This window comes from Shewanella oncorhynchi, assembly GCF_012584455.1.
GTDB classification, from domain to species: domain Bacteria; phylum Pseudomonadota; class Gammaproteobacteria; order Enterobacterales; family Shewanellaceae; genus Shewanella; species Shewanella oncorhynchi.
Window position 1 is genome coordinate 88,208 of record NZ_JABAEB010000014.1, and the last position, 16,932, is coordinate 105,139.

The window sequence follows — 16,932 nt, forward strand, 5'->3', positions numbered from 1 at the left end:
TGGAAGCGTCCTTGATGGTTTGCGCACGAGTTCGCTGGACAGTTTAGCGGGTTTGTCACTTTTGTTGCAGTAGTTTTCTGTGATTTACGGTTCACACTGGTGATTTCTACTGTGCATTGCCAAGGGATTTTCGGTATCCTTAGCGGCAATTCTAAGTGTTAATTCATTTCAATTATTTGGAAAGTCGCATGTCACTATCCGCAATTTTGTCAGAAGCCTATAACTTCTTCCGTAATCATCTGGCGCAACTCGCTATGCTGACGATCCCATTACTCTTGATCCAAGTGGGGATCCAGTTATGGCTTGGTATAGAGATGAGTAAAGTTGATCTAGAAAACCCACAGTTTGGCGCACCGCATATGATCGCCATGATGCTGTTACTACTTACTTTTTCGGTATTAATTGCCGCTTTGACTCTGTTTTTAGAACTGCGCTCACAAGGGCATAGTCCTTCAGCGGGCGTGGTGTTGAAGGCGAGTTTACCGTTTGTTCCACCATTATTATTGGCTGGGGTGTTTTCTGGTCTAGCGATTTTAGCACCAGTGATGCTGTTTGCCGCCTTCGGTCCTGTGTGGCTGGTAGGATTGGTAATTAGCTTCTATCTCTTTGCGCGTTTAGCCTATGTGAACTTTATGGTTGTGGTTGAGCGCTTAACACCGCTAGAAGCGATTAAGGGTAGTTTTAGTTTTAGTGGCCCTATCGTACTGAAAACCATTGCATTATTGATGTTATATTTACCACTCTCAGTCATAGGTAGCCAGCTTTCTGGGTTAGCGTCCATGGGCGGATTACCTGTGCAAATGTTAGCGGATACTTTTATGTCTTTTATTGGATTATTCGTTAACGTCGCTTTGTTCCGCTTATATATGGTGTCGAAAAAACCAAGCGTCGAATAGTGCAACATCAATTCAGCCTGTAGGGAATCACTCATGGGGACGAAAACAGTCATTAAGGATAGTGAGTTTATCCACGATTTTTCGGTCTCCTTGAGTGATGATTACCTCAAGGCGAAAAGCTATGTGCAGGATGTGCCGACACAGTCGCTGCTGCACATTCGCAGTTTTACCCATAAACTTACAGAGTTACTGGGGCAAGATAAGCAAATCGCGTTTTCCAGTCCGAATTTATACGATAGGATCGAACAGCTAAATCAGCGGCGCGTGATTGATGTGAAGACCACTCGTGCCCTGCATCGATTGCGTGCCGACGGTAACCGCGGCGCTCATCCTGAGAAATACCATCTCACCCAAGAACAATTACTCGCGCTAGCGCAAAAATCCATTAAAGATGTCCTGACTTTAGTCGAGCACTTGTATCCTAAGGTTAAAGGTCGAGTTGCCCCTGACTACTGTTATGAAGCGACTGACGCAATGACGGTGAGGGACTTATGTTACCGCGCTGTGATGGAAGATGACCCGCAAGCGCAGTATTTGGTGGGGATATCGTTTAAGACCAAGGCTTTGATACTGAAAGAACAAGAACTGCTCAAAGAGCAAGAGCTTGCGGCAGAAGCCGAAGCTATATCAAGCCAAGATTTATCCATAGTTTCACCTCTAAATGCCATTTCTCACATTAGCGCAGCTGACAGTTTTGCCCGGGCGGCCTATTGGTTTTCCCTTGCGGCACCTAAGCACATGGAAGCCTTACATGAGCATGGCGTAGCACTGATCCACGGTTATCAAGGCGCGCCAGAAGTGGCTAAAGGTGAACAGATCATTGCCACTGCAGCAGCAGCAGGTGTGGTCAATGCGATGGCGTTATTGGGATATTTTTATCTTGTAGGCAGTGAGTCGTTTCAACCCGATAGTAAGTTAGCACAGCAATATTTACAAGGTGCTGCAGATGGCGAGCAAACCGAAGCGATGGCGAATTTAGGAGTGTTGCATTACCAGCAAAAGAACTTAACTCAAGCCTATCATTTTATAAGCAAAGCCGCACAAGCAGGTTATCCCCATGCCCAGTATCATTTAGCATTAATGCTTGCCAATGGAGATGGTTGTACTCGAGATATGATTGCCAGTGAGCATTGGATGGCCGAAGCTGCCGAGCAAGGACAACTCGATGCTATGCTCACGCGGGCGCAGCATATGCTCAATGATGACAATGCCTTTGGCAGTGATTTGACTCAAGCTGAGGATTATTTGCGCCAAGTGATCAAATATAGCCACAGTGTGCCTGCGATGATTGAGCTGAGTATGGCACTGGCCGACGGTATCTTAGGGCGAATTGATGTCGTTGGATCTGCGGCTTTACTTAAGCTGGCACGGCAAAATGCCAATAAAAAAGAGGCGGATATTATCGAGCCTCTGTGGCGTTCACTGGTATTACAGATTGAAAATGTGCTTGAGGTAACCCAAGATCCCGCCGAAATTCATAGCCTTAAACGCGCCCAGACCTTACTCGCTTGAGCGCAGTTTTGCTTCGATTGAACTAGTGTTCATCCTCTTTATGCTCAAAAGTGCGCCCTTGATGGCGTGTCGCATTAGATTCCCTAACAATAGTGTCAGATCCATAAACCTGACTCTGCGGCTCCTCTGTCGCGTGGGCATGCTGCGTTGCGTTTGCCTGAGCCTGATTAAACTTAGCCAACTGACGTGCCATATAAAAGCGGCTAAATAGGACTAAACAACCGAGCGCCATTGCGCCAAATAAGAGCACGAAGGGCAATAAAAATAGTGATAAACAAATTAGGCTAATGCTAATTGCCATCGCTAACCAAGCCCGTGGGCCAGAAATTCGGGTCTGCAGTGGGCTCTGTTGGAACTGTTGAAAAATCATAAGAACTCCTCGATAGGCAGTGGACATTTAGTGTGCAATAGCGAGTGCGTCTAGGTCACGTTAATCTTGATTAATTTACTTTATTTTACTCCATAGACCATTTTGGTGTTGCGCATTGCTTTGATATGTAATCGCATGCCTATCTATATGTTGTTGCTCGAATAGCGGTTGGTTAATTATATGTGTTTGCTAAAATCTTTTTGATGTAAATCTGAGCAATTTCTTTGCTAACTGTACATAATATGAGAAAATTCAGCTCAAATTTAACTGCAGTTTTAACTCAGTTAGCCGCCTTATTATATTGGTTGTAAATGTTCGTTCGACCCGCTCAAACACCCTCTTGTTTCACTGCTTTGTTAATTAATTAGACGCCAACATGAACTCATATTCGCTCAAGCAAAAAATTCTGTTCTCTGTCGTGGCAGCCCTTTCACTCGTGATTGGTTTGTTGTCATGGCAAAGTTATTCCAGCCAAAAATCCCAGCTGTTACAAAACAGCCTAGAACAAGTGCAGCGCTTAGGTGAACAGCAGGCTGAGCGGATCCAAGAATGGTTGGCTGGCCGCCAAGATATTATGGGAGCCCTGGCGAACAAAGTTGAAGGTGACAGCCTCAATACACTTCAACAAGCACAGGCATCGGGCCGTTTTCAGCTGACCTATTTTGGCTCTCAAGCAGGGCAAATGTTGGATTCTGATCCGAGTATTGATCGTACGGGCTATGATCCTCGCAGCCGCCCTTGGTATCAACAAGCCATCAGTGAGCGCGGTCTTATTTTGACAAAACCTTACGTGGATGTTGCCTATAACATTCTGGTTGTGACTATGGCGCAGCCTACCGCACAAGGTGTTGTGGGTGGTGACTTATCTATCGCAAGCCTAGTTGACGGTGTTAATCGGATGAAGTTACCGGCAAACGGTTATGCCATCATGATGCACAAAGACGGCACTGTGATCGCTTATAAAGATCAAGCTAAGACGATGAAACCTATAGGTGAAATCGACAATGAGCTTAATCGCAACTTACCAGAACAGAGCCGTGCAGCGGGTACTCTGTTGCCTATGTATTTTGAAAATGAAGGACGTGACAAGTTAGTTTGGAGCGTTGATATCCCTAATACAGATTGGGAATTAGTGTTAGTGCTTGATAAGGAAACGCTAGAAGCGCCACTCTCGAGCCTGTTACTCACCCAACTGGGGCTATCGGCACTTGTATTGCTCTTGAGTGTGTTAGCTATTTCTTGGTTAGTTGGCATGTTACTGGGCCCATTGAGCCGAGTATCGCAGGCATTGGCGCGTATCGCCGATGGTAACGGTGATTTAACTCAGCGTATTTCTGTCGACACTCAAGATGAAGTGGGCGTGCTTGCCGACAGCTTTAACCGCTTTGTGGGCAGTCAACATCAGCTGATCAGCCATATTCGCCAATTAGCGAATGAGTTAGATGCCGATGCTGAACGTAGTCTTGCCACCACGCAAACTTCAGTTGCCGAGTTACAACGTCAGCAGCAAGAAGTCGCTATGGTCGCGACTGCGGTAACTGAAATGGCGAGTGCGACTAATGAGATCGCAGCCAATGCTGAGAACACGGCAACAGCGGCTCAACAGTCTGCAGCGAGCAGTTTACAGGGCAAAGAGTTAGTGAATAAAACTCGTAACTCGATTAATTCACTCGCCGATGAAGTGACTCAAGCAACGGATGTTATTGGCGATTTAAGTCGTCACGCTAAGTCTATCTCGAGTATTCTGGCGACAATTCAAGGGATTGCTGAGCAAACTAACCTGTTGGCGCTTAACGCAGCCATTGAAGCGGCGCGTGCCGGTGAGCAGGGCCGTGGTTTTGCGGTCGTTGCCGATGAAGTTCGAGTATTATCGCGCCGCACACAAGATTCGACTCAGGAAGTACATACCACGATTGAAACGCTACAACGCACTACCGCTCGAGCAGTCAGCTTGATGGAAAGCAGCCAAGCCTTAGCGGGTCATAGCGTAGAAGATGCCAATGCGGCGGCGAAAGCCCTTGAAGAAATTACGCAAGCGGTCAACGTGATTTCAGATATGGCAGGCCAAATTGCTACCGCAGCGGAAGAACAGACTCAAGTGACGGGTGAAATAACCCAGAATACGGTTGCGATTAAAGATGTGACTGATGAGATTACCGCATCGGCCATGGCAGATTTGGCACAGGCGAGGGGCTTAAAAGCTCGCGCTAATGACCTGAATGCGCAAGTCGCGACATTTATTCTGTAGCCTAAGCTTAAAATAGCGAATGATTTGATCTTGATATAAAAGTGCCATGTAATAAAAATGGCACTTTTATTACTTTCATCTAAATGCTTTTATAACTCATTTCTATTTAAGTTGAATTTAATTCGTAACTGTGAGCATTAAGATAAGAGTCATTTTAAATTAAATGAGATTTATAGTGCATATTTAAATATGCATAAATTAGGCGTCCTATTAAATAAGAGACCGATGCTCAGATACATACGTTGATTTATCTTGGGTTTTATTTTGCGTTTGTTTATTCTTGCGGTCAAAAGTAAGTGTATTCGCCGTCATTTTTACGTATCTAAGTAAACTAAGCGCTACTAGGAATAGTTATTATTTTTGGTCAGCATAATTATCCAGTTTTTATTCGTGAAATATATTATGAAATCATATTCATTAAGACAAAAAATCCTTTTTTCCGTAATTCTCGCTCTCTCATCGGTAATTTTACTGTTATCTTGGCAAAGTTATACAAGTCAGAAGAAAGTACTATTAGACGTGAATTTAGAACAGGCTCAACGTCTTGGAGACCAGCAAGCGTTACTGATTGGTGAGTGGCTTGCAAGTCGTCAGAAAATTGTTAAAGGTCTTGCTGGGCAGCGCAATAATGACATTGTGCAAGCAATGAAACAGGCTAAGCAATCGGGAGGGTTTGAATCGACATATTTTGGTGAGTCTAACGGTAATATGAGAGATTCAGAGCCTGCAACTGACTATACAAATTATGATCCTCGTACACGACCTTGGTATCAAGAGACTATGCGAACTGGTGGAAGTGTATTTACTCGACCTTATCTTGATACTGCTTTTAATATTCTAGTGGTGACTTTGGCCGAGCCTGTTGCAGGCGGAGTTATTGCTGGAGATCTATCGATTAGTAATCTTATCGAAGAGGTCAACCGCATGAAATTACCGGCAAACGGCTATGCCATCATGATGCACAAAGACGGCACAGTGATCGCTTATAAAGATCAAGCTAAGACGATGAAACCTATAGCTGAAATCGACAACGAGCTTAATCGTAACTTACCAGAACAGAGCCGTGCAGCGGGCACTCTGTTGCCTATGTATTTTGAAAATGAAGGACGTGACAAATTAGTCTGGAGCGTTGATATCCCTAATACAGATTGGGAATTAGTGTTAGTGCTTGATAAGGAAACGCTAGAGTCGCCACTGTCGAGCTTGTTACTCACTCAGTTTGGGCTTTCTGCACTCGTGTTGATCTTAAGTGTATTAGCCATTTCTTGGCTAGTAAGTGTCTTGCTGGGTCCTCTGAGTCGAGTATCGCAAGCACTGGCGCGTATTGCCGATGGCAATGGTGATTTAACTCAACGTATTTCTGTTGATACTCAAGATGAAGTGGGCGTGCTTGCCGACAGCTTTAACCGCTTTGTGGGCAGTCAACATCAGCTGATCAGCCATATTCGCCAATTAGCGAATGAGTTAGATGCCGATGCTGAACGTAGTCTTGCCACCACGCAAACTTCAGTTGCCGAGTTACAACGTCAGCAGCAAGAAGTCGCTATGGTCGCGACTGCGGTAACTGAAATGGCGAGTGCGACTAATGAGATCGCAGCCAATGCTGAGAACACAGCAACAGCGGCTCAACAGTCTGCAGCGAGCAGTTTACAGGGCAAAGAGTTAGTGAATAAAACTCGTAACTCGATTAATTCCCTTGCCGATGAAGTGACTCAAGCAACGGATGTCATTGGCGATTTAAGTCGTCACGCTAAGTCTATCTCGAGTATTCTGGCGACAATTCAAGGGATTGCCGAGCAAACTAACCTGTTGGCGCTTAACGCAGCCATTGAAGCGGCGCGTGCCGGTGAGCAGGGTCGTGGCTTTGCGGTCGTTGCCGATGAAGTTCGAGTACTGTCACGTCGTACACAGGATTCGACTCAGGAAGTACATACCACGATTGAAACGCTACAACGCACTACCGCTCGAGCAGTCAGCTTGATGGAAAGCAGCCAAGCATTAGCGGGTCATAGCGTAGAGGATGCCAATGCGGCGGCGAAAGCCCTTGAAGAGATTACGCAAGCGGTCAACGTGATTTCAGATATGGCAGGCCAAATTGCTACCGCAGCGGAAGAACAGACTCAAGTGACGGGTGAAATAACCCAGAATACGGTTGCGATTAAAGATGTGACCGATGAGATTACCGCATCGGCCATGGCAGATTTGGCGCAGGCGAGGGGCTTAAAAGCCCGCGCTAATGACCTGAATGCGCAAGTCGCGACATTTATTCTGTAATCGCTATTCTTAATTGTTTGTCTCGATATTAGCCCGATAAAGCCTTTGCTTTGTCGGGCTTTTTACTAGCCGTTTTTGTCGTGTTAAAGCATTTCTGTGGGATTGAATAACTTAGCCACACTTTGACAAATGGTTTCTCTAATCCATTTATGCCCTTGATCTTCATCATTTCTTTGATGCCATAACAGCACATAGGCCATTGGCATAAATTCGAAAGGCAGTGGCAGTTGTTTGAGCGGATAAAGTTGGCAGGCGTGGCGGGCAAAGCTCGACGGCAGAGTGAAGATTAAATTGCTGTGGGCGCAAACGCTGGCGGCACCATAAAAGTCGGGTACAGTCGTGCTGATCCGGCGTCTATGCCCAAGATCGGCAAGAAAGTAATCCAGTGCCCACCAATCACTACCTTCACAACGAACCTGCACATGGGCCATATCGAGGTAAAGGGGTAAATTCCATTGTTCTGAGGTGAGCGCCGCCATCAGCGGGTGATCCTCTCGCACTAAGCAGACTTGTTGATCGGTAAATAATGTTTGATAGGCAATCCCTTCTGGCAAGCGATCCACTTGAAAATCCGACAGTGGATGCAAATCCCGCCCTGAAATGCCAAAGTCGATTTGCCCTTGCTGCAAATCCTGCATCGATTTTTCGGTCCAGACATAGGAGTCGAGTTTGACGTTGGGTGCCGTGGTCAGCATAGGGCCGATAAAATATGGGATTAAGGTTTCATAGGCGCTTTCCACCATGGCAAAAGAAAATTGTCGATTGCTACTGGCAGGATTAAAGGTCGGAGGCTGAGTGAGTTGATACAAGTCTTGCAATATATTCGGCAGTTTTTGCCCAAGAATGAGGGCGTGCGCGGTGGGTTTTAAGCCATGTGCCGTGCGCTGAAATAGGGGATCATCTAAGGTTTCTCTGAGTCGATTTAAGCTCTTACTGAGGGCTGACTGACTTATATGTAATCGGCTGGCGGCGCGAGTGACACTCTGCTCCTCTAGCAGCACTTTGAGTATGACCAGCAAGTTCAAATCGATTCTGGCTAAGTTGTCGATATTCACAGATATTCCTCAGAGGAAATTTACTTTGGAAATTATACCATTTCTGTTCATACCTTGAGTTAATTAAAATAGCGCCCACTGAAATACCTTTCCCTGATCAACTGAGATTATTTATGCGGCGCAATCTGTTACCTATCCTGATGTCTATGGTGCTGCTCAGCCCATTAGCCATCGATATTTATTTACCTTCAATGCCAACTATGGCGACAGAATTCGCCGTATCTGCCAGTGATGTGCAATCCACGCTCGTATTGTTTTTATTCGCCATGGGCTTAGGCCAAGTGTTGATTGGGCCATTAGCCGACCGTTATGGCCGCCGTCCTGTGGCCATTTTCGGGGTCTTACTCTACGGCGCAAGTAGTCTTCTCGCTGCCGCGGCCATCGAGTTTCATTGGTTACAGATTGCTCGTGTGCTGCAAGGTTTAGCCGCCTGTTCAACTTCTATCGTGGTGTTTAGTGCGGTGCGTGACTGCTACTCACAAAAAGAAGGCGCTAAAATTTACAGCTACTTAAATGGAGCGATTTGCGTGATCCCAGCTTTAGCACCAACCTTAGGTGGCTTGCTAGCGATGCAATTCGGCTGGCGTTCAACTTTCGTTTTCATGACGTTATATGCCATGTTGATGATGCTCGTTGTTGGTTATCGCTTACCTGAGACTCGTCCAGTTAACACTGTTACTACTGGCCCACTTTACCGTTGGGGCAGATTCAAACCTGTACTCGGTAACACCCACTTTTTGTTTTATGCCTTTGCTTGTATGTCGGCTATGGCGGCTATTTTGAGTTATGTGTCTTATGCGCCTGTGTGGTTGATTGGGCATTTAGGGGTTTCTGAGCTGGCGTTTAGTGGTTTATTCGGGCTCAATGCTGTGTTTAATATCGTGGCCTGTTTTGCTGCACCGATCGTCATTCGCAAACTGGGTAATCGTCCAACGGTTATTTTGGCTCTGTCTTTACTCGTTTTGTCTTCAGTGGCGACAGTGGCGGGGCAACAGTTTGGTCCAAATACAGGGATGGCAGCAGCTTTTAACTTTATGTTACCTATGATGTTGTTATGTGTGGGATTTGCCTTCTTACTCGGCCCCGCGACGAGTATGGCGCTGTCAGCTTTCGGTGAGCGAGCGGGGACTGCCGCGGCTATGCTAGGTTTTATTCAGATGAGTGGTGCATCCGTTTTAGCTGGACTTATACAGCAAACGAATTTAACTGCACCTTACGCAGTGGCACTCGTCATGGGTGTGTTTTCTATCGGTTTATTGTTGATGATGGCGCTGAGTCGATTCGACCACTGGCACCAAGAGCAGTTAGTTGGCGAGCATTAGTTCGCGGCACTGATTAATTACAGAGTACACCCTTTACCCACAGTTTGTTTGACCGCGAACTGTGGGTATTTTTTATTGTGTCTAATACCCTTTTATCCTTTGGTATACTCGTAAAATAACTCACTAAATCGAGGGTAAAGCTTGTCCCGTCACTATTGTGCTATCTGTCGTTATCCGCAAAATGCTTGCTTATGTGCGAGCGTTCAGCCTATCTCTCCAATAACTCAGTTGGTGGTTTTACAGCACCCGAGTGAAGTCGAGCATAAGAAGAATAGTGTGCGGGTATTGAGTCTTGCTGTACCTAAAACGCAAGTTTATGTGGGCGAAAGCGAGTCTGATTTCAACGGTTTACGGGAATATTTAGCGGTGTGTAATAAGCCTATTTATCTCGTCTATCCCTCTGCGTTAAGTGTAAGTGTTGAACAGCAAAGTATTAATCCTGATTGTATATTGCTGTTGCTCGATGGCACTTGGCGCAAGGCATTCAAAATGCTGCAGCTGAATCCTTGGTTAGCCCAGTATCCTGCGGTGCATTTGGCTGAAGGTTATGAATCGCGCTATCGGATCCGTAAATCGAGTCGTAGCGATAGTTTATCGACCTTAGAAGCTTGTGCTTATATGTTAAGCGCCCTCGATCCTACCCTTGATGTTCAGCCGTTAATGATGGCATTTGATACTATGGTGGAACTGCGGATTAAGGCGATGCCGAGTACAGTGCAGGCTCGTTATCAGAACTCAAATGAATCCAATGGTAAGGTATAGTTGATGGGGTTAAGGCTATTGAGTCTTAGATGTTTTAGGTATGAATTAGTGCTTTTAAGTTATTGAGTTTTGAGACTCCGTACGAATTAAAATAGTCAAAATCTTATTCAGATCACGCTAACGTAATGTGAAATACGGTTTAATAACTGGGATTCATTTGCGCAGCAAATGATGAGATAGCTTTGCCAGCCAATTGCTTTGCAGGGGAGTAATTCCATTCATTACTATTAGTAAATGGCGTGCTGGCAGGGCTATCGAGCTTAAAATATGGTTTTTTTATTGATAATGATGAGAGCGCTTTGCCAGGCCATCATTGGCTTTGCAGGGGAGTAATTCCATTCATTACTATTAGTAAATGCGTGCTGGTAGGGCTATCGAGCTTTAAATATGGTTTTTTTATTGAGAATGATGAGAGCGCTTTGCCAGGCCATCACTGGCTTTGCAGGGGAGTAGATTCCATTCATTACTATTAGTAAATAGCGTGCTGGCAGGGCTATCGAGCTTAAAATATGGTTTTTTATTGATAATGATGAGAGCGCTTTGCCAGGCCATCACTGGCTTTGCAGGGGAGTGATTCCATTCATTACTATTAGTAAATGGCGTGCTGGCAGGGCTATCGAGCTTAAATCATATGTTTTCTGCAAGAAAATCTTTCCACTTCGTTCGCGCCCCATCAAAATATTTCGATAAAACCTTAGCGAAATCTTTCGTTTTCCGTTGTAAACGTTGAGAGCGATAATTTGGTACGCAAGTCGGATTATCGAGCCGATGCGAACATCGGCAGTCCTAAATCTGTTCTAGGCTAAGCGTTTTTCAGCAAGAAAGGCTTGGGTGAAGTTTTCAACTGAACTCGGGTAGCCAAATAGAAATCCTTGGGCGAAACCTTGGCCCATGTTAGTCATTATGTCTTTTTGTTGTTGAGTTTCAATACCTTCTGCGACGAAGTGAATGTCGAGTGCTTGTGCGAGTTGCACTATAGCATTGCAGAGCTTTTGTCCTGAGACTTCGTTTAAGCGCAAGGCAAACTCGGCATCAATTTTGACGCTGTCTATTGGCAAAGTCCCTAAGCGACTGAGTGACGATAACCCAGTCCCAAAATCATCGATGGCTATGCTGACACCTAACGCTTTGATACGATTAAGTGTGAGTCGTGCTTGCTCCGGTTGTCGTAACAATGCCGATTCGGTAATTTCTAAAATCAGTGCATCAGCGGGTAACTTCGCCATTTCTAAGGCATTTATCACTTGGTCGATAAAATCTAAGTGTTCCAATTGCAGTGGTGACACATTGACTGAAATTCTAAAGTCGGGTTGATAATGTGCTCGCCAGAGGGCCGCTTGTACACAGGCCTGTTCTAATACCCATTGGCCAATGCTGACAATTAATCCTGTTTCCTCAAGCAATGGCACAAAGTCGGCAGCTTCATAATATTCTGTCGGTGACTTCTGCCAGCGGAGCAGGGCTTCGGCAGCAATAGTTTGATTTGTGTGTAAATCGACTATGGCTTGATAAGCGAGAGTGAATTGTTTTAGGCTATGCGCATGCCTTAGGTTATTGATTAACTGTAATTTTAACTCGGCTGCTAGGCTCATTGCCTTATCGTAAAACACGAGATGCGGTAAGCTCTTTTTAGCGCAATACATGGCAGTATCGGCAAGACTAATCAGCTGTCCCGCTTGGTTACTGTGGGTAGGAAATAGCGCAATGCCTATGCTGGTGCCGAGGAAGAACTTTTGGCCTTCAATTTCAAAGGGGCTCTCAAATAGGCTAAGAATTTGCTCTGCAAACAGCTGAATTTCATCTTTACAGCTACAGTCTTGCAGCACTAAGGTAAATTCATCTCCTCCCATACGGGCTATATCGGCCTTTTCGATACAACCTGCTTCGAGTCTGGCTGCGACGAGTTGTAATACTCTATCGCCCATGGAGTGACCGAAGCTGTCATTGATATTCTTGAAACCATTGAGATCTAAAAACATCAACGCCCCCAGTGCGAGGGGATCTGTTTTAAGTTTTTCGAGGGCACTATTGAGGATCTGCTTGAGATGGAACCGGTTAGGTAATCCTGTCAAGGTATCGTACATAGCCCGAGTTGTTAGCTGGGTTTCTAATAGTTTTTTAGTACTAATATCACTGAAAATATTCACATTATAATGAGCATTATCTTCAGTGACGATTTTACGACTGCTCTGCCAAGCAGGAAAGTTACTGCCATCTGAACGTCTTTTCCACGTTTCGCCCTGCCAAAATCCCCTTTGTTTCAAGGCGATTTGGCATTCAGTTTCTTCCCCCATATTATGGGTTCTTACCTCTAAAAATTCAGGGGTTTTACTGATGAGCTGCTCAGCGCTATAGCCGCAAATACGGCACATGGCTTTATTGACAGCCAAAATTTGATTATCAGTGTCAGTGATATACACAGCTTCGGCACTTTCTTCGAGCGTGGTCGACAAAATTTCTTTGGGAATATGAGCAAAACCATCAGAAATCGTTTCGCGTATTTGATTGCGGCGATTAAGAGCTTGTAATTCAACGAGTACCACGGGCTGTTGTTGCAGATAACAGCGATAGAGATTAATTCGAGTCGGCAGTTCATTGCCTTGTTGGCTCATGTGCAGCCAGTTGAATTCAACATTATTGCCAGCAATGGCTTCAAGGATCATTTCCCGCGCAAATTCAACACTATTGCGGCCTGAAGATTGGATTCTCGGAGAAAAATCATAGGGAGTCGCATTCACAAAAGCATCGTATTCAGTCTCAAAATAACTGAGGGTGGCTTGGTTGGCACTAATAAAGCTAAAGCCTTGAATTAAGGCTAAGGGGGTTTTATGGGGATGTGCTTGCCAGAGAGACAGCTTTTCTTGCAGTACAGGATCATCTGTACTGAGTTTCTTAAGTAAGTGTTGCCATCTGATCATTCAGGATACTCCCTTGTGACGCAAAATAGTCACATCCCATTTTAGGTCTTCGTTGAACACGAAGTTGCCCAATAGTACATCATTCCAATGGGGTTAAAAATAAACCTAATTGTTGTTTCACTCAAATAGAAACTTAAAAAGTGTAGTTTAAGACTTGTATTCAAGCATATTTTTTAAGAACACCTGCTGCATATTTCAAGCTTAGGCAGATTTTATGCTATGTTTTGCACATCTTGCGTGAATTGGCTTTTATCATTGATTCATTCAATTATCGAATACAAGGAGATATGGAATGGCGTATTTATTTAAAGTGTTAATCTCTAAAATATTAATATCGCTAGTCCTCATCTTTAGTTTTCATCTCGCGTTAGCGAATGCCGCCGAGGCGCCAAAGCCTAGATTGACCCTAGAGCAAAAAGCCGATAAGGCACGCATCGATTCACAGCGATTAGAACAGGCTCAATTAGAAAAGGCCCGTCAAGCCACTAAAGAGACGACAGAGCGGGAAGATAACATTAAGCAACAATCCCAAACCAACGATTGGGAAGCGCAGCAAAAACTTAAGGCACAAAAACAGTTCGACGAAAGAGAAAGTCGCGAGCAAAAATATTTACGGGAAGCAAAAGAAGCCGCCGCAAAAGAGCGTAAAATCCCTAAACCTTAATCAGGCCATCGACATAGTCGATTTCAGCTGGTCAGTGCTAGCATTATTTGTGGGCATTATGACTATTCTCATTACTATGCACCTTACTATCACTAGGAATTGTTGTTGAATATCTGCCCCTTATGCCATGGCGTTGAATTACTCACTTATCATCAAGATAGGAAGCGCAGTTACCAGCAATGCCAAACCTGCCAACTGGTGAGCGTGCCTTCTGAGTTTTATCTTTCGGCCGAGGCAGAAAAAGCCGAGTACGATAAGCACGAGAATCATGCCGATGATCTCGGCTATCAAACATTTTTAAATCGCACACTCGAGCCACTACTTAGCCGTGTTAGCACTTCGGCCCAAGGGCTCGATTTTGGCTGCGGAGAAGGTAAGGCATTGAGTCTAATGGCAAAGGCGCGCGGTTATCAGATAGATAATTACGACCTTTATTACGCCAATAATCCCGAAACGTTAGCCCGCCAATACGACTTTATTACCTTAACCGAAGTCATAGAACACGTGAGTGGTGCCGCAGGTTTGCTTACTCAGCTCGATAGGTTATTAAAACCCAACGGCATTTTGGCGGTCATGACCAAGCGCGTGCAGGATAAAATCGCATTTGCCCACTGGCACTATAAAAACGATCCCACCCACATCAATTTTTACGCTGAAGCGACCTTTGAGTGGATCGCGCATCACTATGGCTGGCGACTCGAAATTATTGATAAGGACGTAGTCTTCTTGCATAAAGGGAGGCATAAAGAGATGCATAAAGGAATTCATCAGTCGAGTTAATGCTGTTGTCGCTTAAATGTACTTATCATCAATTTGTGACGCTATAGATGCCTGATTTTCTATGGGCTTTGTTGCAATGCCAGTGGCTATTACTAATACCTCAAGCTCTGACTCAAGATTAGGGTTAGCCGTTAGCCCGATAATCACTAGGGCATCGTGGGGGAAGGTGTTTGTTTAGCACGCCTATCTGATTGTATTAACTGAGTTCTATGGTGTTCCTCGCGACTACACTCACAATTGCCGCCAGTGCTTGGTCTATATCATCGAGTAGTGGATGTTGCACCGAACGTTTACTCGTATTCTGCGTGTGGTTTTCAAGACGCTCGATTAATTCATTCACCGATATTTTGCGGGGCGAGCGAGGGTTCAAACTGAGTAAGGGTCACTTGACGCTGAAAATTAGGCTGTATATCTAGTTAATAAGGTATGGCTGGAATAGCATTCTAGTAATAGAAGGCTGCGACAAAATCTGTCGCAGTAATATGAAAATAGAATTTATGTGGTTAATTCGATTAAATAAGTTCGCCAAGTGTATATGTTAGCGGTATAAAGCAAACGGATTAACACTGCGGCCAAGTGTCAAGATGAAGGAATAAATACAATGGATGTTAAGACGTATCTACAAGCATTGAGTGCTATTTACGCCAACATGAATCAAACATTAGAACTGGATCGTGGCTTATCAAACTCAGTCTTAGATGAAGCCGAAAAACAATTAGGTTTTAAATTTGTTTCTCCGTTAAGGGAGCTTTGGGGATATGCCAATGGCGGCAATGAGTGGAGCACAGTCTTTGCCCGGAAAGATTACTTTTGCCGGTATGATTTTTTGTCATTAGCCTCATCTCTTACATATCGTGACCGAATGAAAAAACGGGCCCAGCACTACGCTGATTACCAAGAGCCAGAAGTGCGGGATCCCAAAATCCAATCGGGATGGTATCAAGAAGGTTGGCTGCCCTTTGCCCAATTTGGGGGTGGCACATTACTCTTGATTGCAGATCATTCGCCCTCGGCATTAGGTAAAATGGGACAAGTGATCGCATACACCCATGACCCCGATATGATGGACTTTATCAGCCCAAACCTAAGCCAATTTTTTGCACAATCCTTGGCGCAAATCGCGCTATATCCATATGAATTAATTGAGGATTAAGGATAACAAAAATGTACGATCCATTATTCAACAAACCGAGTGAACTGATTATTGAAGGTGAGCTTCAGGGCAACGATAAGTTACGCATAAAAATGCTCGAAGACGTTTCTCTGATGACACCAGAAACGAAGCATCAAATTCTAAATGCTATGCTCAAAATGCATAAGTACTTTGAAGATTATTGTGGTGATTTGGAGGTTTCTTTAAATACCATCAATGAAATAGCCGCAAATACCCAGCCGTTGTACATTATATTGGATGACACCAGCACAATGGAGACTCGGGCAATTCGTTATCATTACGCCTGCAACTGGGAAACCGATCATGGGGTAGAAGTGATGGTACTCAATGGTAATCAAGTGATTTTTGTGGGCAACTGCGGTTACACCTATGGTGTGTTATTAGCCTCCATTGATAGTGCTTTATCCCTTCAAGATGAAGAGCTTAATTTTCTGTGAGTTGCTGACTAAATTTTACTACTATTATTCCCGCGCAATACTGTGTTACTCAGAAAGGCAATTTTAGCTAAGCATTTTAGCCAGACATCCACATATGATGGCTCTTGTTCAAGTAATTTTAGCCAGTACAGGTGGTAGAGAAACCGAAAGTGCATTATGTTGTTGATTTAAAATGGGTGGCTAGACTTTGGCTGGTAAACTAAGCTAAGGAGCCAAAACGTAACAAAGCGTTTAAAATCCTTCGCTTTACTCACTGGAAGTTCAAACTGCTGCTTCAGTTTGAAACTCCTTTAACACGGCGTTAACCTCCTATGACACCTGAATATCTAGCCAAACAAGTTGAATTTATTGACTGGCTCTCGGCTGCAAGTCCCATTGAAGGCGTATTGGGTTCTACATATGGATGGGAATGGCTGCCTACAAGCAGAGATCAAGAGGATCCTTTGTAGTGGTCAAGTAAAATTGGCCACGGTTTTAGAGTCATTCCAATATAAACGTTCTGACTCATTTGGCGTTAACC

General features: G+C 44.6%; 14 protein-coding genes. 10 read left to right on the forward strand and 4 right to left on the reverse strand.

Going from position 1 to position 16,932, the window contains the following annotated elements; all coding sequences use genetic code 11:
• Window positions 1–188 precede the first annotated feature (188 nt).
• Window positions 189–896, forward strand: coding sequence for a hypothetical protein (locus HGO26_RS19255; RefSeq protein WP_105250588.1), 708 nt, complete (start codon window positions 189–191; stop codon window positions 894–896).
• 33 nt (window positions 897–929) lie between these two features.
• Window positions 930–2,408 carry a DUF4145 domain-containing protein gene (locus HGO26_RS19260; RefSeq protein ID WP_113940286.1) on the forward strand — a complete coding sequence of 493 codons (1,479 nt, stop codon included), beginning with the start codon at window positions 930–932 and terminating at the stop codon, window positions 2,406–2,408.
• A gap of 22 nt (window positions 2,409–2,430) precedes the next feature.
• Here the strand turns inward: HGO26_RS19260 and HGO26_RS19265 are convergent, their stop codons facing one another.
• Window positions 2,431–2,778, reverse strand: coding sequence for a hypothetical protein (locus tag HGO26_RS19265; RefSeq protein WP_168827261.1), 348 nt, complete (start codon window positions 2,776–2,778; stop codon window positions 2,431–2,433).
• A 376-nt stretch (window positions 2,779–3,154) separates the two neighbouring features.
• Here HGO26_RS19265 and HGO26_RS19270 point away from each other — a divergent pair, with 376 nt between their 5' ends.
• Window positions 3,155–5,026 (forward strand): methyl-accepting chemotaxis protein, encoded by a 1,872-nt coding sequence (locus HGO26_RS19270; protein WP_105250585.1) that lies wholly within the window; start codon window positions 3,155–3,157, stop codon window positions 5,024–5,026.
• Between the two features lie 402 nt (window positions 5,027–5,428).
• Entirely contained in the window at window positions 5,429–7,300 is a 1,872-nt protein-coding gene (locus HGO26_RS19275; RefSeq protein WP_168827263.1) for a methyl-accepting chemotaxis protein, read from the forward strand.
• An 83-nt stretch (window positions 7,301–7,383) separates the two neighbouring features.
• Here HGO26_RS19275 and HGO26_RS19280 read toward each other — a convergent pair whose 3' ends face one another.
• The gene (locus tag HGO26_RS19280; RefSeq protein ID WP_113940290.1) at window positions 7,384–8,355 is read right to left on the reverse strand and encodes a LysR family transcriptional regulator; all 972 of its coding nucleotides are present in this window, start codon (window positions 8,353–8,355) and stop codon (window positions 7,384–7,386) included.
• Between the two features lie 113 nt (window positions 8,356–8,468).
• On the opposite strand from HGO26_RS19280, the gene HGO26_RS19285 reads away from it, so the two are divergent.
• The gene (locus tag HGO26_RS19285) at window positions 8,469–9,677 is read left to right on the forward strand and encodes a multidrug effflux MFS transporter (RefSeq protein ID WP_168827265.1); all 1,209 of its coding nucleotides are present in this window, start codon (window positions 8,469–8,471) and stop codon (window positions 9,675–9,677) included.
• A 141-nt stretch (window positions 9,678–9,818) separates the two neighbouring features.
• Entirely contained in the window at window positions 9,819–10,439 is a 621-nt protein-coding gene (locus HGO26_RS19290) for a tRNA-uridine aminocarboxypropyltransferase (RefSeq protein ID WP_168827268.1), read from the forward strand.
• Window positions 10,440–11,236: 797 nt separating this feature from the next.
• Here the strand turns inward: HGO26_RS19290 and HGO26_RS19295 are convergent.
• Entirely contained in the window at window positions 11,237–13,357 is a 2,121-nt protein-coding gene (locus HGO26_RS19295; protein WP_168827270.1) for a putative bifunctional diguanylate cyclase/phosphodiesterase, read from the reverse strand.
• A 292-nt stretch (window positions 13,358–13,649) separates the two neighbouring features.
• On the opposite strand from HGO26_RS19295, the gene HGO26_RS19300 reads away from it, so the two are divergent.
• A complete protein-coding gene (locus HGO26_RS19300; RefSeq protein WP_168827272.1) occupies window positions 13,650–14,021 on the forward strand; it encodes a hypothetical protein in 372 nt (123 codons plus the stop codon).
• Between the two features lie 105 nt (window positions 14,022–14,126).
• A complete protein-coding gene (locus tag HGO26_RS19305; RefSeq protein ID WP_168827273.1) occupies window positions 14,127–14,801 on the forward strand; it encodes a class I SAM-dependent methyltransferase in 675 nt (224 codons plus the stop codon).
• 196 nt (window positions 14,802–14,997) lie between these two features.
• Here the strand turns inward: HGO26_RS19305 and HGO26_RS22310 are convergent, their stop codons facing one another.
• Window positions 14,998–15,141, reverse strand: coding sequence for a hypothetical protein (locus HGO26_RS22310; RefSeq protein WP_211085969.1), 144 nt, complete (start codon window positions 15,139–15,141; stop codon window positions 14,998–15,000).
• A gap of 261 nt (window positions 15,142–15,402) precedes the next feature.
• Here HGO26_RS22310 and HGO26_RS19315 point away from each other — a divergent pair, with 261 nt between their 5' ends.
• A complete protein-coding gene (locus tag HGO26_RS19315; RefSeq protein ID WP_168827275.1) occupies window positions 15,403–15,954 on the forward strand; it encodes an SMI1/KNR4 family protein in 552 nt (183 codons plus the stop codon).
• 11 nt (window positions 15,955–15,965) lie between these two features.
• Window positions 15,966–16,412 (forward strand): DUF6985 domain-containing protein, encoded by a 447-nt coding sequence (locus tag HGO26_RS19320; RefSeq protein WP_168827277.1) that lies wholly within the window; start codon window positions 15,966–15,968, stop codon window positions 16,410–16,412.
• Window positions 16,413–16,932: the final 520 nt, after the last annotated feature.